General features: G+C 54.5%; 12 protein-coding genes and 4 tRNA genes. 12 read left to right on the forward strand and 4 right to left on the reverse strand.

All coding sequences use genetic code 11. From position 1 onward, the window contains the following. Window positions 1-280: 280 nt before the first annotated feature. The 6 genes from Q8W32_RS15135 to Q8W32_RS15160 all read left to right on the forward strand — a co-directional run bounded on the left by Q8W32_RS15135 (window position 281) and on the right by Q8W32_RS15160 (window position 8009). Entirely contained in the window at window positions 281-3061 is a 2781-nt protein-coding gene (locus tag Q8W32_RS15135; protein ID WP_305415530.1) for a TonB-dependent receptor, read from the forward strand. 119 nt (window positions 3062-3180) lie between these two features. Further along, window positions 3181-5145 (forward strand): phytase, encoded by a 1965-nt coding sequence (locus tag Q8W32_RS15140; protein ID WP_303434105.1) that lies wholly within the window; start codon window positions 3181-3183, stop codon window positions 5143-5145. Between the two features lie 481 nt (window positions 5146-5626). Next, window positions 5627-6682, forward strand: a complete 1056-nt coding sequence (locus Q8W32_RS15145; RefSeq protein ID WP_303434106.1) for a hypothetical protein — start codon at window positions 5627-5629, stop codon at window positions 6680-6682. Next, complete coding sequence (locus Q8W32_RS15150; protein ID WP_303434107.1) at window positions 6679-7215, forward strand: ATP/GTP-binding protein; 537 nt, start codon at window positions 6679-6681, stop codon at window positions 7213-7215. Before Q8W32_RS15145 ends, Q8W32_RS15150 begins: the two co-directional genes overlap by 4 nt. After that, window positions 7208-7633, forward strand: coding sequence for a roadblock/LC7 domain-containing protein (locus Q8W32_RS15155; RefSeq protein WP_305415531.1), 426 nt, complete (start codon window positions 7208-7210; stop codon window positions 7631-7633). Before Q8W32_RS15150 ends, Q8W32_RS15155 begins: the two co-directional genes overlap by 8 nt. A 16-nt stretch (window positions 7634-7649) precedes the next feature. Continuing rightward, a complete protein-coding gene (locus tag Q8W32_RS15160; protein WP_303434109.1) occupies window positions 7650-8009 on the forward strand; it encodes a hypothetical protein in 360 nt (119 codons plus the stop codon). A gap of 124 nt (window positions 8010-8133) precedes the next feature. Here the strand turns inward: Q8W32_RS15160 and lysS are convergent, their stop codons facing one another. The 4 genes from lysS to Q8W32_RS15180 all read right to left on the reverse strand — a co-directional run bounded on the left by lysS (window position 8134) and on the right by Q8W32_RS15180 (window position 13556). Then, complete coding sequence (lysS, locus tag Q8W32_RS15165; RefSeq protein ID WP_305415532.1) at window positions 8134-9660, reverse strand: lysine--tRNA ligase; 1527 nt, start codon at window positions 9658-9660, stop codon at window positions 8134-8136. A gap of 146 nt (window positions 9661-9806) precedes the next feature. Next, complete coding sequence (gene prfB / locus Q8W32_RS15170) at window positions 9807-10892, reverse strand: peptide chain release factor 2 (protein WP_368501393.1); 1086 nt, start codon at window positions 10890-10892, stop codon at window positions 9807-9809. Window positions 10893-11091: 199 nt separating this feature from the next. Further along, window positions 11092-11628 carry a hypothetical protein gene (locus tag Q8W32_RS15175; protein WP_303434111.1) on the reverse strand — a complete coding sequence of 179 codons (537 nt, stop codon included), beginning with the start codon at window positions 11626-11628 and terminating at the stop codon, window positions 11092-11094. After that, window positions 11625-13556, reverse strand: a complete 1932-nt coding sequence (locus Q8W32_RS15180; RefSeq protein ID WP_305415533.1) for an ATP-binding cassette domain-containing protein — start codon at window positions 13554-13556, stop codon at window positions 11625-11627. The genes Q8W32_RS15175 and Q8W32_RS15180 overlap by 4 nt, the downstream gene beginning before the upstream one ends. 235 nt (window positions 13557-13791) lie before the next feature. On the opposite strand from Q8W32_RS15180, the gene Q8W32_RS15185 reads away from it, so the two are divergent. The 6 genes from Q8W32_RS15185 to Q8W32_RS15210 all read left to right on the forward strand — a co-directional run bounded on the left by Q8W32_RS15185 (window position 13792) and on the right by Q8W32_RS15210 (window position 18526). Then, window positions 13792-14907: an efflux RND transporter periplasmic adaptor subunit gene (locus Q8W32_RS15185; protein WP_305415534.1), complete on the forward strand. Its 1116-nt coding sequence runs from the start codon at window positions 13792-13794 to the stop codon at window positions 14905-14907. Between the two features lie 2 nt (window positions 14908-14909). Then, entirely contained in the window at window positions 14910-18044 is a 3135-nt protein-coding gene (locus tag Q8W32_RS15190; RefSeq protein WP_305415535.1) for an efflux RND transporter permease subunit, read from the forward strand. Between the two features lie 97 nt (window positions 18045-18141). Beyond that, window positions 18142-18217: transfer RNA gene (locus Q8W32_RS15195), tRNA-Val, on the forward strand. Window positions 18218-18238: 21 nt separating this feature from the next. Further along, window positions 18239-18315 (forward strand) — tRNA-Asp (locus Q8W32_RS15200). A 30-nt stretch (window positions 18316-18345) separates the two neighbouring features. After that, window positions 18346-18421 (forward strand) — tRNA-Val (locus Q8W32_RS15205). Between the two features lie 31 nt (window positions 18422-18452). Further along, window positions 18453-18526: transfer RNA gene (locus Q8W32_RS15210), tRNA-Asp, on the forward strand. The last annotated feature ends 2 nt before the right edge of the window (window positions 18527-18528 follow it).

An 18528-nucleotide genomic window follows, 5' to 3' on the forward strand; every position in this document is an offset into this window, starting at 1 on the left:
ACAAGCCCATCACTGACAGGGGATGGCGCTCGACAGACTTGCCAGCCACAACGTCATGCCGTCTTGATGCATGGGTTAATTTGGATCATTTACATATCCAACCCGACCGCTGGCGGAAGAATTGCCACGCTGGCAAGGCGTTGCCCTGCTCTCCGTAACGAAAGTGTCACAGCTCATTCCTACCGTCGCGACGTCCTGACAAGAGAGACCCACTCCCGCTTCAAGCACAGCATTACCAAGACTGGCCACGCGGGAGCCATTATTCTAACGGAGAGCAGACGTGAAATTGTTAATCAAACCGCTGGTAGCCAGCCTTGCCCTGGCATCCGCCACTCTCGTCCACGCCGATGGTATCGTCGAAGGCCGCATTATCGATGCCGCTTCGCAAACCATTTACAAAGGTGCGGTGGTTCGGCTGGAAGAAGCCAAGCGCCAAACCCTGTCCGGCCAGTCCGGGCGCTTCCGCTTGCCGCAGGTACCTGCCGGGGAATACACCCTGACCATCACCCTGGGTGACCAGACGCTGGATTCGCGCAAGATTACCGTGACTGAAAACACCGTGACCAGCACCGATGTGGTGGTCAACGATGGCGACGACATGATCGATGAAGTGCTGGTATACGGCCAATCAGCCCAAATGCAGCGCGCCCTCGATCGCCAACGTTACTCCGATCGTATTATCAGCGCAGTGAATGCCGACGCCATTGGTGAGCTGCCCGATGCCAACGCCGCCGAAGCCCTGCAACGGATTCCCGGCCTGTCGATTGAACGCGACCAGGGCGAAGGCCGTTTTGTCCGTGTCCGTGGTATGGGTTCCGACTACAACTCCGTGTCGGTTAATGGTACCCAGATCCCGGCCCCCGAAGCCGGTACCCGCTCCGTGGCTCTGGATGTGATTCCTTCCAACCTGATCAGCTCACTGGTTGTGACCAAGTCACTGACTCCCGACATGGATGCCAACTCCATCGGCGGTGCGATTGAGATTGAAAGCATCTCGGCGCTGGATCGTGAAGGGCCGTTCTACAATGCCGATCTCGAATACAGCTACGATGAACTGACCGAAAACACCAACCCCAAACTCTCGCTCGGTGGCGGTACCACCATTGCCATGGACGGTGATCGCCGCCTGGGCATCGCCGCCGCGGCCAGCTACGAAAGCCGTGACTTCGGCTCGGAAAACACCGAAACCGGTGGTGCCTGGGACGACGGTGAGCTGGAAGAAATGGAAATGCGCGACTACACCATCAACCGTGAACGGATTGGTGCGGCGCTGAACCTGGATTACGAACACGACATCAACAACGCCTTCCACTTGCGCACCCTGTATTCCAAATTCACTGATGATGAACAGCGTCAGGCACTGATTGCCGAATTCCAGGAACTGGTCATCGAAGATGGCGAAGAAGAACGCGACGGCACCTCACGCGCCTCCGGTGACAGCGGTCTGGGAGAAGTCTCCCGCGAACTGAAAGATCGTAAGGAAACCCAAACCATCAAGTCCGTCACCTTTGGTGGTGAACACTTTATCAACGACTGGACGGTCGAATATGACCTCGGTACGTCCAGCGCCAAGGAAGACGAGCCAGACTCCATGGACAGCGCGGTGTTTACTGCGGAAGTCGACAACATCGGCTTTAACGGCAGCCGCCAACCCATCCTGTTTGGCAGCGAGCTGTACGACACCAGCAACTTTGAACTCGACGAAATCGAACGGGTGCGCAGCTACTCCTCAGATGATCTGAACGTCGCCAAAATCGACATCACCCGTGACCTGATCGTTGCAGACTACCCTGCCATGGTGAAGTTTGGTGGCAAACTGAAAAACCGTAAAAAACACATGGATGTCGATATTCGCAAGTACTCAGCGGATGATATTAGCCTGTCGGATTACACCTCTGGCAGTACCGATTACAGCCTTGGTAACTTTGGCCCATCCCTGAGCAGCAGCCAGCTACGCTCACTGATGAACACACTGGCCGCCGATGCCGACACCGAAGCAGACGCCGTGGCAGAAGGCTTTGTTGATTCACTGATCGAAGACTACACCATCGAAGAAGACGTCAACGCCGCCTATGTAATGGGCCGTATTGATATGGACCAGCTGCAACTGATTGGTGGCTTGCGCCATGAGCAAACCAAACAGAAGAGCAAGGGTTACGAAGTGAATGGCGACGACAACGAAGCCAACGTCAGCCGTACACATTTCAGCAACGACTACTCTCATACGCTGCCATCCTTGCTGGCCAAACTCGACATCGCCCCGGATACCCAGGTGCGCGCTGCCTGGACCAACTCGGTTGTGCGTCCAACCTTTGAAATGATCCGTCCGAACGTTGCCATTGATGGCGACGAGCTGGAAGCCGGTAACCCGGACCTGAAACCGCTGGAATCCAGCAACCTGGATCTGGGCATCGAGCACTTTATGGGGAACGCCGGCGTTATTTCTGCATTTGCGTTCTATAAAAGCATCGATAACTTCTCCTACGAAACCGAGATCTCCGACAACGACTATTACAACAGTCTGGCGGGAGAAGACGACACCACAACCACTACCTTTGAAAATGGCCGCACTGCCACAGTCAAAGGGCTGGAACTGGCTTATTCGCAAAAATTCGCCACCCTGCCCGCACCGTTCAACGGCTTGCTGTTATCTGCCAACGTCACCTTTGTGGACTCCAAAGCCACCATTGAATCTGACGACGGCGACGAGCACCTGAGCCGCACCATCAGCCTGCCACAACAGTCGGATACCACAGGTAACCTGATGGTCGGTTACGAAAACGACACCATCAGCTTGCGCCTGGCCGCCAACTACAAGTCCGACTACCTGGATGAAGTCGGCAACCTGGAAGACAGCAGCGAAGACATCAAACAGTCAGCCCAGACTCAGGTGGACTTCAACGCCTCCTACAAGGTATCCGAGCACATCAAGGTACGCTTCAAAGCGGCCAACCTGACCGACGAGCCTTACTATGCCTATCAGGGCAGCGAGCGCTACAACGCCCAATACGAAGACTACGGCCCGACCTACAGCCTGGGTTTGAGCTACACCAGCTTCTGATATCACGGGCTGGCACCGTCTGTGCCAGCAATAACCCCGGTGCTGTTTGACCGGGGTTATTGCCTCTGACTCCCGTACTGGCCACCAGCGGGGCATGATCCACGCGACAGAGAATTGTTATGAACGCACCCTCCAAACCGATCCACTTGTTATCAAAAGCCACCGCTGCCCTGACCCTGACGGCCCTGTCGGCCTGCTCCAGTCTCGACAGCCAACCGGAAACACCAACCGCGGCCAGCGCGACATCCCAGCTTGCGGTTGCCCAATCTCCTCTCAGTGGTGAACATCTGCTGATATTACCGGGACAGCACCAGTTCAGTATCGGTCCAAGCAGCCCGGCACAACTGATCAACACCCAGACCGGCAACACCGAATGGCAGGCTGACTGGGCCGGTGAATTACTCGATGCCCGCGAAAGCAGCAACAACGGCCAGGCGCAGATCCAGATCATCAGCCTCGACCAGCAAAACCAGTTACACCTGCTGACACTGACCGAGGCCGATCACCGCTGGACGCTGCAGCAAGACGCCGTCAGCACTCCGATTCAACAACCACTGGAAGGCCTGTGCCTGTATGCCCCAGACAGCGCTCACCCAACCGACCTGCAAGTATTCCTGCTGGGGGAAGATGCCAGCGCCCGGCAACAGCTGCTGAACCCAGCGTCTGACGACCGCAACACATCACTAAACATGACGTTGCTGCGCCAGTTCGCCACTGCTCCTGGTGCCCAATACTGTGTCACCGATGACCAACGCGATACGCTTTATATCAGCGAAGAAAGTGTCGGCCTCTGGCGTATGAACGCCCGGGCCGAAAGTGACCCTATCCGCGAGATGATTGACCTGACCTCACCGTTTGGCCATATTCGCGGCGAATCCGGTGCCCTGACACTGAGCCAGGGCAGCCTCTGGCTGGCCGAAGCCGAAAGTTACCGTCTGCATCAGTACCAGCTGGATAACGGTCAATACCTCGGCAGCACGCTGCTGCAGGAACAGCTTGCCATCGACACCTTGCTGAGCGTCCCCAACGCCACCCAGGCCGGCGCTCTGGACAAGCATAGCGACGCCCTGATCAGCCTGACCCTGCCGTCGATCGCCGCCACCCGCCACGACAACATGATTGCCACCGTACCGGCCAATGGCGAAACCCAGCCCGTCCTGACCGCCGGAGATGCCGCCGACGACCCGGCCATCTGGGTCAATCCCAACCAGCCAGATGCCAGCCGGGTACTCGGCACCAATAAAAAACGGGGCCTGTACGTATACGACCTCGATGGCAACGAACTGCAAGAACTGCTGGTCGACCGGGTCAATAACGTCGACCTGCGCCAGGGTTTCCAGTACCGCAACCAGCCAATGGATATTGCCGCCGCCAGCCAGCGAGATCGCCACGCCATCGCCCTGTTCCGTATTGAGCCGCAAACCGGTGTCGTCCACAGCGCCGGAGAAGTCGTCACCACTCTGGATGAAGTGTATGGCCTGTGCATGTACCGCAATCAGCAACAGCAGGTATTTGTATTTATCAACGACCAGGACGGCCGTTATCAGCAGTACCGTATTCTGGACAGCGATAGCGGCTGGCAAAGCCAGTTGGTGCGGGAATTTGCCGTCGCCAGCCAGCCAGAAGGCTGCGCCGCCGATGACCGGGCCCAGCGCCTGTTTGTTGGAGAAGAAAACCAGGCCGTCTGGACCTTGTCTGCCGAACCGGATGCCAGTACCGAGATGCACCAGGTGGCTGGCATCAGCGACCTGCTCCATGCCGATATTGAAGGCATGGATATTTACCAGACTGCCAGCGACAACTATCTGCTGGTATCCAGCCAGGGCAACGACAGCTATGTACTGTTCAGCGCCAACCCGCCGTATGCCTATATTGGCCGCTTCCGGGTTGGCCTTAACCCAGACAAAGGCATTGATGGCGCTTCTGAAACCGACGGCCTTGCCGTTAGCTCCGCCTTTTTGGGAGCACAATACCCACAAGGAATGCTGGTGGTACAGGATGGCCGCAACCTGATGCCCGAGCAAAACCAGAACTTCAAATACGTTGACTGGCGCGAGATCAAAAACCTGCTTGAACTCCCGTAAGGACCGTAGAGATGGCCCCTGGAGGCCGAGGGATTGTAGCGACCCCAGGACAGCCACGGAGGGCGTCCCCACAATCTGGACGTTGGGTTTGACCGTAGGGACCGGCTCCGTCCGTGTCCCTTGGCCGATTCCGTCATGATGATGGGCTTAAAGAAAATCAACAGACAAACAAACCCCTACAATAAACCCCTAATACCCACATTATTAATAATGATATAACGCATTACTCACACGACACGTGTATCCGTAAGTATTTGTAACAGCAACAAATCAAAAGACCAAAAAAGAACCATTAAAATCCTGAAAATACAGGGACCTTGTCATTCACATTACTATTAAAACCATCAATAAAAGAAAAAAACCAATAAATTCAATTACATTCAAGAAAGTCACGATTATTTTTGATTTATGCTGATTTAATTCCTATACTTTTTACATAATTTATCTACTTTCTCTCACGCCTGTCCGCACGGTACCCTTCATGGAAAAAAATATTTCCAATACTGCAATGGAGAACGAATACACAGTAAAGACGTTTGGCTTGAGTTCATATGAACAGGGAATAATACACAAACAGTTACAATTACTGCGTTGCAGAACCAAGAAACCTTGGCTGTATCAAGGAGAAGGCCTGGATGCTCATCTGGTACTGGCCAGGAAACCAATAGATATTTGTCCATGGGGAATATTAGCCGTAATGGCCAATGAACATGTCATTTCTGACAGTTACGATTATTTACATTGTGACTGGCCACTGCGAATTATTGGATTACTGGATTTACTACATAACGCAGAAGATAAATTGCATAACAGGCCATTAGGTACTAGCACCCGGCAAGATTGGTTAAATACCCATGCAAGCCATAGCGGCCAAGAGAATGTGTTAGCCGATACCTTGCCCTCTCCCACGCTGATATCCGAGCAACTGGACAATCGTATCCAGCAACTCGCCAAGCACCAGTATTTCGAATTACAAATCCAGCAACACCAAGCCATCGTTGCCCGAGACGATAACAACCGTACGACGATTTACTCTGATAGTCATTCAAGCGGATTATTAGAAGCGCTGCTTGAACCACAAATGCCTTTTACCATCACCCAAACCCAGGCTGCTCCGGATAATGCCAGCCCACTTTCTGGCAAACACTCTTATCCCGTTGAACAGTTCCTGTGGGAGCTGGCCTGGAAAGAACCGATAGAAGACATAGGCAGCTGGGATAACAACACGGTCTTTCGTATCAAGCAATGGCCTCGTCTCGGCCAGTGGTACACCGAGCCAGCCATGTTTCAGTTGTCGGCTCTCTACGGCAAGAAATTCGCCTCGTTAAAAAGTGGCGAACAGCTCAGTGGCTTGCCCAGCAATCAGGTAGCTGCTTTTTTGCGAGCCTGTACCGTCGCCCGGTTGGGAGTTGTCAGCAAAGAAACCTCGCCAGCAGCAGAACCCCCACAACAGATTCCAGCACCGGTTTCCCCGAAACGGTCTTCCAACCTACTGGGAAGTCTGCGTAAAAGACTTGGATTGGCTTTTAATTTATGACCAAAGAAAACAAGATTATTTTTATTGGCCCAATGGGGGCCGGTAAAAGCACAGCCATCAGTACGATCAGTGACGAAGCGCCCGTTGCAACAGAAGCAAGAAACTCCAATACCGCACAGGTCAATAAAGCAACCACAACCGTGGCGATGGATTATGGGCGCATTCTTCTCGATAACAACGACAGCGTCCATTTATATGGTATTCCAGGTCAGCAGCATTTCAGTTTTATATGGCCGATTGTTGCCAAAGGGGCACTTGGCGCTATTTTATTACTCGATTGCAGCCAATCAAACTGGAAACAGCAACTATTGGTTTTTTTACAAGCCTTCGAATCAATGGCTCACTCCGGACGCATTGCTATCGCGCTAAACAGAAGTCTGTTCACTGATACCGAAGAATGCTTTGACATATTGTCGGAAGAGAATATTTTTGCCCCTGTATTTAATGCCGACCCCCGTAATCGCGATGATGTTTTATTGCTTCTCCAGGCCTTGATTGCCAACGCAGAATCAGAGGATTTCCTTGATGAATAACCCGATAGATCCATTGAAGTCCAACACCTTGATGGCTCGTTGTCACGAATCTTTGCTTGCGACCACGCAGCAATCAGACAACTTGAGTTATATGATTTTGTCGACATCCGATGGATACGTCATATCTCATACCGTACCTTTTGATACGACAGCAGACCCAAAACGCTTGGCGGCAATGGCGGCTTCGTTTGCCGGTATTGGTTCCAGTCTGGCCGCAGAAACCCAGCTGGAAGAAGTGGAAGGTAATATTATCGAAAGCAAAAACGGATTTGTGGGCTGCCATCTGATCCGAACCGACACCATGGATGCCGTTTTACTCGGTGTTTTTAACCAACATACAACTCATGGTCTCGCTCTGTGGATGCTTAAAAAAGCATCGGGAGATATCCGGGAAATCATGACCATTTTCAGCTCATAAATCAGAGAAATACAACATGAATAGCATTGAAACCAAACTGTCCCCACTAATGTCTGTTAACGGCGCTCTTGCAGCGGCTCTGGTCGACTACAACAGCGGAATGATGCTCGGCTCAATCGGTACAGGTCTGGACCTGGAGATTGCTGCAGCAGGAAATACCGAAGTTGTCCGTGCCAAGCTCAAAACCATTGAAATGCTGCAACTGAATCAGGATATCGATGACATCCTGATCACTCTGACCAGCCAATATCACCTGATTCGCCCAATGGACGCCGACCGCGGTCTGTTTATTTATTACGTACTGGATTCCACCAAAGCCAACCTGGCACTGGGCCGTCGTGCCCTGCAGTCGCTGGAAGGCACTATCTCTCTTTAATCGCTCACCGCTCTGCCAAGGTGGCAGAGCCACAGTCGAGAGTTGTCCACCGGCTGTTTGCCAGCCACAAAAAAGCCGCACAAGATACGCGGCTTTTTTGTGGCTTGTGAACCGATCAGGCGTGTCAGTTACCTTGCGGTTTCATATGCGGAAACAGAATCACATCTTTAATGGTGTGTGAGTTGGTAAACAGCATCACCAGACGGTCAATACCAATACCTTCACCGGCGGTTGGCGGCATACCGTATTCCAGCGCATTGATATAATCGGCATCGTAGTGCATCGCTTCATCATCACCAGCGTCTTTTTCTTCAACCTGTTTACGGAAACGTGCCGCCTGATCTTCAGCGTCATTCAGCTCCGAGAAGCCGTTGGCCAGTTCACGCCCGCCAACAAAAAATTCAAAGCGGTCGGTCACAAACGGGTTGGTATCGTTACGGCGTGCCAGCGGTGACACTTCCCACGGGTATTCGGTAATAAAGGTCGGCTGATCCAGCTTCTCTTCTGCCGTTTCCTCAAAGATCTCACAGATGTATTTGCCGGCACCCCAGGCAGCCTGCTTGGGTGAGTCCTTGATACCAACCTGCTGGGCGTATTGCTTCAGCGTGTCGATATTGGCTTCTGCATTATCCAGCACCTCGGCGTCCATCTCCGGGTTGTACTTCAGAATCGCTTCAACCATGGTCATACGCTGGAATGGCGCGGCAAAATCGTAGGTCGATTCACCGTATTCAATGGTGGTATTCCCCAGCACGGTTTCAGCAATAAACTTCAACATGGCTTCGGTAATATCCATCAGATCGCGATAATCGGCGTAAGCCTGATAGAACTCGATCATGGTGAATTCAGGGTTGTGCCGGGTGCTGGTGCCCTCGTTACGGAAGTTACGGTTGATTTCGAATACCTTGTCGAAGCCGCCCACAACCAGTCGTTTCAGATACAGCTCTGGCGCAATCCGCAGGAACATATCAATGCCCATGGCATTGTGATGGGTCTCGAATGGCTTGGCTGTGGCTCCACCCGGAATGCTTTGCAGCATCGGGGTCTCGACTTCCATAAAGCCGCGTTGCGACAGGAAGTAACGGATACCTTCAATGATTCTGGAACGCACAAGAAAGGTGTTACGAGTCTCTTCGTTGATAATCAGGTCGACGTAACGCTGACGGTATTTCATCTCCTGATCACCCAGTCCGTGGAACTTGTCGGGCAATGGGCGCAGGGATTTGGTCAGAATACGCAATTCGTTGATGTCGTCGATCTCAACATACAGGTCGCCCTTGCCGGACTTCTGCAAGGTGCCGGAAACTCCGACAATATCGCCGATATCCAGTAACGGCCAGATCTCGCTTTCTTTCTGTTTGGGCTTGGCCAGATAAAACTGGATGGCGCCGCTGCTGTCCTGAATGCCAACAAAAGGGCCGCCACGACGCATCACACGACCAGCCACCACGACCGGGTGCTTCTCTTCCGCCAGCGTTGCCTTGTCCTTGTCGCCGTGTTCCGCCTTCAGGTCACCGGCCAGGTGTTTACGTCTGAAGTCGTTTGGATGGCCATTAGCAGCACTGCCTTCCCGCAACTGCTCCAGTTTGGCGCGACGTTCGGCAATCAGTTTGTTTTCTTCCTGGGCGGTTTGAGTCTGTTCGGTCGTCATTGTCTAACCTGAATATAAATAAGTTGGGCGCCAGACGTCGGGCATCGGACGCGTTATGTTTGTCGCTGGACATCGGGCGCATGGCGCTTGTGATCGACTACCGGCCGGTGGTCGATCGCCGACGTCAGGCATCCAGCCGTTCACCATTAAAGCCCTTTTTTCAGGCTCGCTTCAATAAACTGATCCAGGCCACCATCCAACACTGCTTGCGTGTTGCGGGTCTCGACGCCAGTACGCAGATCCTTGATACGTGAGTCATCCAGCACATAGGAACGGATCTGGCTGCCCCAGCCGATATCAGACTTGGAGTCTTCCAGAATCTGGGCTTCGGCGTTCCGTTTCTGCAGCTCAAACTCGTACAACTTGGCCTTTAACTGCTTCATCGCCTGGTCTTTGTTCTTGTGCTGCGACCGGTCGTTCTGACACTGGGTCACAATATTGGTCGGCAAGTGAGTAATACGCACCGCCGATTCCGTCCGGTTGACGTGCTGACCACCGGCACCCGAGGCACGGTACACGTCGATACGCAGATCGGCCGGATTGATTTCAATATCGATATTGTCGTCCACTTCTGGCGACACAAACACAGAAGAGAACGACGTATGCCGACGGTTGCCGGAGTCAAACGGGCTTTTGCGTACCAGTCGGTGTACACCGGTTTCGGTACGTAACCAGCCATAGGCGTATTCGCCTTCTACCCGGATGGTTGCGCCCTTGATACCGGCCACTTCACCATCGGAGACTTCCATCAATTCGCCCTTGAAACCATGGGCTTCAATCCAGCGCAGATACATCCGCAACATCATGTTGGCCCAATCCTGGGCTTCTGTACCGCCAGAACCGGACTGGATTTCGACGTAGGCGTTGTTGGCATCCAGCTCACCGGAGAACATCCGACGGAATTCCAGCGCCTCCAGCTGTTGTTGCAGATCAGCCAGTTCCGACTCGACTTCGGCCACGGCTTCTTCGTCGTCTTCTTCGACGGCCATATCCAGCAAGTCTTTCAGATCTGCCAGGCCACCATCCAGATTGTCGATGGTCTTGACCACGGCTTCCAGAGCCGAGCGCTCCTTACCCAGATCCTGGGCGCGGGCGGCGTCATTCCAGACGTCTGGCTGGGCCAGCTCTTGCTCTACTTCTTCCAGACGCTCGGTCTTGTTGGCATAGTCAAAGATACCCCCTAAGCACGTCGGTGCGCGCCTTGAGGTCTTTGATGGTTTCGATGATTGGATTAATTTCCAAGGGGATACCTGTCTGTGTCACTGAACTGTAAGTCGATTGTCCTTCACTCGGAGGGTGAAGGAACCAAAAAGAGGCCGGTATTCTACAGAAATTTACACCAGACAGCCACGGCGGCGGCACGGCCTTGGCCCTTGTTCCTCTCCTGCACCGTTTTGAAGAATACCCGGCATTGTCGTCATCTGCTCCACACTATCCGGCCAGGGCAGACAACGCCGTTAATGCCTGCTTATACGCCTCGGCAGTGGCAGCTTTGCGTTCCGCCGGTATCAGGCTGACCCGGTTTTCGTACAGTTCCAGCAGCAGCACGTCATCCGGGAAACCGGCCAGTGCGGACTGGATATCCGCACTCAGAGCCTGCGCCAGAACAAGCCGTTGCTCCTGACCCAACGCTGGATCTCCCGGCAGGTCATGCCATGACAACCCCTCAGGCAAGCCCTGGCTTTCCCACCCTGGCTGTCCAACGATACGAAACAACAGTTTCTCCTGCGGCTTGGTGTCGTCATGGGACGGCGGCCGGAAAACCAGCGTATAACCGATGCCGGTGATGTCTTCCCGAACACCGGTTTTGGCGGCATCAACCTGAAAGCTGCAGTGACGTACCTGCAACCCGGCCTTGGTGGCATCCAGTCGCAACTGACCCAGACGGGCATCCCGCGGGCTGGGTTTCAGGCCGTAAATCGACCCGATCACCGCCAGTACGACCAGCACAGGAATCAACCAGGTCACGAGGCCATTTCCTCCAGTTCAAGCCAGCGCTCTTCGAGTTGTTCAATTCTGGCTTCTGCCGCAGTCAACTCCGCCAATACCGCTTGTACGGTGTCTGCATCACCGGCATAAAAATCTGCCGCGTGTGTCGCCGCCGCCAGGGCATCGCGCTTGGCTTCTGCCGCCGCAATCTGGTCAGGTAACTGATCCAGCTCCCGTTGCAACTTGTAGGAAAGTTTTTTCGCCGCCGGTTTTGCTTCCGTCTTGACCGGTGCAGCAGGTGCCGGCTGTTTTGCGGATTGCTGCGCAGCTTTCTGTGACTGCTTTTTACCGGCTTTTTGTTGTGCCTTGGCTGCCGCCTGTTTGGCCTGATGACGCGCCTCCCAGTCAGAATAACCGCCGGTTTGCTCGTCGATATGACCTTCACCTTCAAACACCAGCAGCTGGGTCACGACGTTATCAAGGAATGCCCGGTCGTGGCTGACCAGTAACAAGGTGCCCTGATATTCCATCAATCGTTCTTCCAGCAGCTCCAGGGTTTCCACGTCAAGGTCATTGGTCGGCTCATCCATCACCAGCAGATTACATGGTTTCAGGAACAGCTTGGCCAGCAACACCCGGTTGCGCTCACCACCTGACAAGGCCCGCACCGGTGTCCGGGCACGCTCAGGGGGAAAGAGGAAGTCACCCAGATAGCCGATCACGTGGCGGCTCTGGCCATTCACCTCGACATGGTCTTTGCCATCGGCGACGTTATCTGCGATGGATTTATTGCCATCCAGCATATGCCGGGACTGGTCGAAATACGCCACTTCCAGCTTGGTACCCACCCGCAACTCACCGGATTGTGGTTGCAGCTGACCCAGTAACAATTTCAGCAGGGTACTTTTACCGGCACCGTTCGGGCCGACCAGACCAATCCGGTCTCCACGCTGGATAATGGTTGAGAAATGCGACACCTGTGGCTGATCACCCCAGGCGTAACTGATATCGGTTGCTTCAAAAACGATTTTCCCGGACGAATCCGTACCGGTCATGCTGATATTGGCTGTGCCCTGACGTTCACGGCGTGCACCACGCTCGTTACGCATTTCTTTCAGACGTTCGACCCGACCTTCGTTCCTGGTGCGGCGTGCCTTGATTCCCTGACGGATCCATTTTTCTTCTTCTGCCAGACGCTTGTCGAACAGCGCATTCTGGGTTGCTTCGTCTTCAAGACGCTTTTCCCGGTACTCAATAAAGCTGAGGTAATCCCCCTGCCAGATATACACATGGCCGCGATCGAGCTCGACAATCCGGGTGGCCAGATTTTGCACAAAGGCCCGGTCGTGACTGATAAATACCAGTGTCCCGCTGAATTGTTTGAGCTGTTCTTCCAGCCATTGGATAGTGGCGATGTCCATATGGTTGGTTGGTTCATCCAGAATCAACAGATCCGGTTCCGTCACCAGCGCCCGAGCCAGCATCACCCGGCGTTGCCAGCCACCGCTCAGTTCGGCAAAACTGCGCTCGGCGGGTAAATCCAGACGTTGAATAATTGACTCGACTTTTTGCTGCCAGCTCCAGCCATCATTGGCTTCGATACGGGTTTGCAGTTTTTCCATCAGGTTGAGATCGGCATGTTCACCCTTGTGGGTTTCTTCATGGTAGCGGGCGATGTCTTCCCCCACTTGCCCTAACCCCTGAGCCACCACATCGTAAACCGGAATATCCACTTTCTCTGGCAGCGCCTGTTGCAGCGTTGCCATGCTCAACATATCAAGGCGCTGAATCACACCATCGTCCGTGGTCACTTCTCCGGTCAGGACTTTTAATAAAGTAGACTTGCCCTCACCGTTACGACCAACAATACAAACCCGCTCGCCAGAGTGGATATCCAGATCCACCTTGTCGAGCAGTACATGATCACCAAAGGCCAACTCGGCCTGTTTCAAACTCACCAACACCATACAAATCGCCTGCAAACCGACAAAATCGCATCCCGAATATCGAATATACCGGGCCAGACGCCCAGTTTACTGCCGCCGCTCCCCCCTTAACAGGCAAACCGCCACTGGATTGCAAAGTATTCATGGTAAACATCTGTCCAGAAGTAAACTATCCTTCGATGCACAACTACTATGACCGCCGCATCCACCGCCCAGAGCAAGCGTCCGGATTTGCCATATCAAAGGACTCAAGACCATGTCGATTACGTTTAACCGTGGCTACCTTGCCGCCGCCGCTGTCCTTATTGTGACTGTCGTCTGGATGCTGGCAGGGGCCGATACCGAACCCTTGGCTGCCAGGGAAACTGACCGATACCCGGATACAACACGCCTGATACGGGTGCAGGTCGACGACCTGATACCCGAGCAGCATATCCGCTCACTCAAACTGTCGGGCAAGCTGGCGGCCAATCGCAGCGTCACCATCAAATCCGAACTGCGCGCCAAAGTAACTGCGATTCATGTCAACAAGGGCCAGCGAGTCAAGCGCGGGCAATTGCTGCTCGAACTGGATACCCGCGACTGGCCAGCCCGGCTGCAACAGGCACAGGCAACAGTGCGCCAGCGGCAACTGGAGCAACGAGGGGTAATCCAGCTCAACCAACAAGGGCTGGCAAATGAATCCATGCTCGTCCAGGCCGATACCGCCCTGGCAAATGCCCAGGCGGAACTCACATCAGCACGTTTACAGGTCGAAGCCGCTGCTGTCCGGGCACCCTTTGATGGCGTGATCAATAACCGCATGGTGGAACTGGGGGCTTTCGTCAAGGATGGTGAGTCGCTTCTGGAACTGGTTGATTTCTCTCCCTATCTGGTGGTCGCGGAAGCGGCCGAACAGGATGTTGGTTTACTCAGCCCCGGTATGACAGCAAGCGCCAGATTACTGTCCGGAGAGCTGGTAACCGGAACACTGCGGTTTGTCTCATCGCTGGCGAATACCGCCACCCGCACCTTTACCGTCGAGCTTGAGCTGGCCAACCCACAGCATCATCCCATCCCGGCCGGACAAAGTGCCCAGCTGATTGTGCCTCTGGGCGAGCGTCAGGCTTACCATGTTTCACCGGCCCTGCTGGTGCTGGATGAATCCGGCAAGATGGGGCTGAAAACCGTCAATCAGGATAACCGGGTAGCGTTTGTCAGCGTGGAGCTGGAAGGCGCCGATCAGCATGGCGTCTGGGTTTACGGCCCGGAATCCGTGCGCCTGATTACCCAGGGTGGCGGTTTTGTCAAGGTTGGCCAGCAGGTTGACGCAGTGCTCAAAAGCGCTCCCGGCACATCGCCCACATCGCCCAGCCAGCCTGAGGGAGACTGATCATGTACGCTCTGATTGACGCGGCTCTCAGCCGCGCCCGCACGGTCATGATGGTGTTTGTACTGGTGATACTGGTGGGCCTGTCGGTGTTGTTTTCCATTCCCAAGGAAAGCTCACCAGACGTCACCGTGCCGTTTGTTTATGTCTCCGTCGCCCACGATGGGATTTCCCCGGAAGATGCCGACTCCCTGCTCTACAAGCCGCTGGAACGTGAATTACGCGGCCTCGATGGTTTGAAGGAAATGGTTTCGACGGCCACCACCGGACACTTGTCCATCATGCTGGAGTTCTACACCGATGTAGACATCGACCAGGCGCTGCTTGATGTCCGCCAGAAAGTCGATGACGCCCGCAGCGATCTGCCGGAAGACAGCCACGAACCTCGTGTACTCGAAATCAACGTCGCCCTGTTTCCGGTCGCCGTTGTCACCCTTGCCGGCGACGTCAGCGAGACGGAGCTCTACGCCGTCGCCAACGACCTGCAGGATCGTCTCGAAGCCTTGCCGGGCGTGCTAGAAGCCACGATTCAGGGCAAACGCGAAGAAATTGCCGAAATTGTCGTCGATCCGGTGCGCATGGATAATTACCAGCTCTCCATGGTTGAGCTGTCCAATCTGGTCTCCAACAATAGCTCACTGGTTGCCAGCGAAGATTTACAGAACGAAGCCGGACGCTTCAGTATCAAGATTCCCGGGCTGGTCGAGAATATCAACGATATTCTCAATATGCCGGTCAAGGTCAGTGGTGATCAGGTGGTGCTGTTCCGGGACATTGCCGTTGGCCGTCTGGCCTACAAGGATCGTAACAGCAGTGCCCGCATCAATGGCCAGCCCGCCGTGACACTGGAAATCAAGAAACGGATCGGCTCCAACATCATCGAAACCATTAATCAGGTTCGCGGTGTTATCGATACCGTGTCGCCCTACTGGCCCGCGGGCATCGACGCCAGCATTATTCAGGATGGCTCCAGCGAAATCGAAAGCATGCTCAACGACCTGTTCAACAATGTATTGGTCGCCACCCTGATGGTGATTGTACTGGTATTGGGTAGCCTCGGATTGCGGAACTCATTCCTGGTTGGGCTGGCGATTCCGGGGGCCTTTCTGATGGGGCTAATCTGGCTCAGTCTCACCGGCAATACCATGAATATGGTGGTGTTGTTTGCTCTGATTCTGTCCGTCGGCATGCTGGTCGATGGCGCTATCGTCGTCACGGAATACGCCGACCGCCGCCTGGCTGACGGCGCCACTCCCAAGCAGGCCTATGCCGATGCCGCCAAACGGATGGCCTGGCCAATCACGGCATCAACCGCCACCACGCTGGCGGTCTTTTTGCCTCTGCTGTTCTGGCCCGGCACCACCGGCGACTTTATGAAGTATTTGCCATTGACCCTGCTCTATACCCTGACGGCTTCGCTGGTAATGGCGCTGATTGTTGTGCCAACCCTGGGGTCATTGATCAGCCGCCAAGGCGGTTATGAAGATGGGGCCATTGCCCGACTAAAAGCCGCCGAACGGGGCGATTTCCACCTTATCGGCGGCTTCACCGGAGGCTACGTGCGCCTGTTACGGGCTGCCTTGCAGCGGCCACTGACGGTGCTGGTGCTGTGTTTGCTGACACTGGTGGCTTCGTTTGTCTTTTATGGCCAGCACGGCCATGGCGTGGAGTTTTTCCCCGATGTTGACTCTGATATCGGCCTGGTGGATATCCGCGCCCGAGGTAATCTTTCCATTCATGAGCGCGAAGCACTGGTCTTGCAGGTCGAACGACATATCTTTGCTCTCGACGATGTCGATTCAATCTACACCACCACCTTTGCCAAGGCCCCTAACGATGCCGCCCCGGATCTGGTCGGCCGTATCCAGATAGGGCTGGCGGACTGGGAGCAACGCCGCCCCGCCAATACCGTCCTGGCCGATATTGAACAACGCAGCGCGGCCATCCCCGGCATTATTGTCGAAACCCAGAAAAAACAGGGCGGCCCTCCCAGTGGGGCCGATATCCAGCTGCAGCTGACCGCCAACAGTGGTGACGCCATTATTCCGCTGCTGGAGCAGGTCCGGGAGATATTTGAGCAGGATGCCGATCTCAAAGACATCCGTGATGATCGCCCGTTAGAGGGCATCGAATGGCAACTCACGGTCGACCGTGAACAGGCCAGCCGCTACGGAGCCAGTATTTCTGCCACCGGCGGCATGGTACGCATGCTGACTGGCGGCCAGAAAGTCGGTGCCTTTCAGCCTGATTTTACCGACGACGAAGTGGACATCGTCTTGCGTTACCCGGAATCCCGCCGCACCCTGGCAGATCTGGATGGCTTTAATATCTCAACAGCCTATGGGCTGATTCCCGCTTCGCAATTCCTGACCCAGACCGCTGAGCCTCGCTCGGGCGATCTGGTACGGATCGATGGCAAACGCCGTTACCGCCTCACCGCCAACGTGCGTGATGGCGTCAACGCCAATGCCAAAATCCAGCAACTCAGCGAACAGATGAAAGATCTCGACTGGCTCGGTGCCGGTGTCGAGCCCAGATTCCGTGGCGACTTTGAACAAATGGCCGAAACCGGCAGCTTTCTCGCGACCGCGTTTTCCATTGCCATCTTTATGATGGCAACCATTCTTGTCACCCAGTTCAACAGCTTTTATCAAGCCACATTGATCATGAGTGCCATTATCCTGTCGATTGTCGGCGTGCTGATTGGCTTGCTGATTCGAGGCGAAGCTTTCGGCATCGTGATGAGTGGCGTAGGCGTGATCGCCCTGGCAGGTATTGTGGTCAACAACAATATTGTCCTGATCGATACCTATAATCGCCTGCGGGACGAAGGGCTGGATGCCATTGACGCCGCCCTGCGTACCGGTGCCCAGCGTCTGCGGCCGGTATTATTGACCGCGATTACGACCGTCCTCGGCCTGATCCCGATGGTGATGCAGTGGAATATCGACCTGATTCATCAGCACACCAGTGTTGGCGCTCCTTCTTCACAATGGTGGACCCAGCTGTCTACCGCCATTGCCGGAGGGCTGACTTTTGCCACCGTACTGACTCTGATCCTGACACCTTGCTTGCTGATTCTGGTCGACCGACGTTCCAACTCAACCAGGCGCTCAACGAAACAGGCAGAAACTGGCTGATTTTTATGCAAGTGCCTGAATAAATTTAAAAAATCAAAGATTTATGTTTGACAACGAAGGCTCTACGAGTAGAATGCCCACTCGCTTTTGAGACCAAGGGTGATTAGCTCAGCTGGGAGAGCATCTGCCTTACAAGCAGAGGGTCGGCGGTTCGATCCCGTCATCACCCACCAAAAGCGAAAGTTGGAAGAATTGGACTGGTAGTTCAGTTGGTTAGAATACCGGCCTGTCACGCCGGGGGTCGCGGGTTCGAGTCCCGTCCAGTCCGCCAATTCTTACAACAGCAGTACGATAGACCGAAGGGTGATTAGCTCAGCTGGGAGAGCATCTGCCTTACAAGCAGAGGGTCGGCGGTTCGATCCCGTCATCACCCACCAAACCTTTTGATGTGGTTTGAACATCAACAGTGGACTGGTAGTTCAGTTGGTTAGAATACCGGCCTGTCACGCCGGGGGTCGCGGGTTCGAGTCCCGTCCAGTCCGCC

Origin of the sequence: Oceanobacter sp. 3_MG-2023, from assembly GCF_030688925.1 — a bacterium.
Lineage (GTDB): Bacteria > Pseudomonadota > Gammaproteobacteria > Pseudomonadales > Oceanobacteraceae > Oceanobacter.

What these genes read in the sequence shown, in the direction of transcription:
- Q8W32_RS15140 (WP_303434105.1), top strand. Translation starts at nt 3,181, where the DNA reads ATGAACGCACCCTCCAAACCGATCCACTTGTTATCAAAAGCCACCGCT.
- Q8W32_RS15145 (WP_303434106.1), top strand. Translation starts at nt 5,627, where the DNA reads ATGGAAAAAAATATTTCCAATACTGCAATGGAGAACGAATACACAGTA.
- Q8W32_RS15150 (WP_303434107.1), top strand. Translation starts at nt 6,679, where the DNA reads ATGACCAAAGAAAACAAGATTATTTTTATTGGCCCAATGGGGGCCGGT.
- Q8W32_RS15155 (WP_305415531.1), top strand. Translation starts at nt 7,208, where the DNA reads ATGAATAACCCGATAGATCCATTGAAGTCCAACACCTTGATGGCTCGT.
- Q8W32_RS15160 (WP_303434109.1), top strand. Translation starts at nt 7,650, where the DNA reads ATGAATAGCATTGAAACCAAACTGTCCCCACTAATGTCTGTTAACGGC.
- lysS (WP_305415532.1), bottom strand. Translation starts at nt 9,660, where the DNA reads ATGACGACCGAACAGACTCAAACCGCCCAGGAAGAAAACAAACTGATT.
- Q8W32_RS15180 (WP_305415533.1), bottom strand. Translation starts at nt 13,556, where the DNA reads ATGGTGTTGGTGAGTTTGAAACAGGCCGAGTTGGCCTTTGGTGATCAT.
- Q8W32_RS15185 (WP_305415534.1), top strand. Translation starts at nt 13,792, where the DNA reads ATGTCGATTACGTTTAACCGTGGCTACCTTGCCGCCGCCGCTGTCCTT.
- Q8W32_RS15190 (WP_305415535.1), top strand. Translation starts at nt 14,910, where the DNA reads ATGTACGCTCTGATTGACGCGGCTCTCAGCCGCGCCCGCACGGTCATG.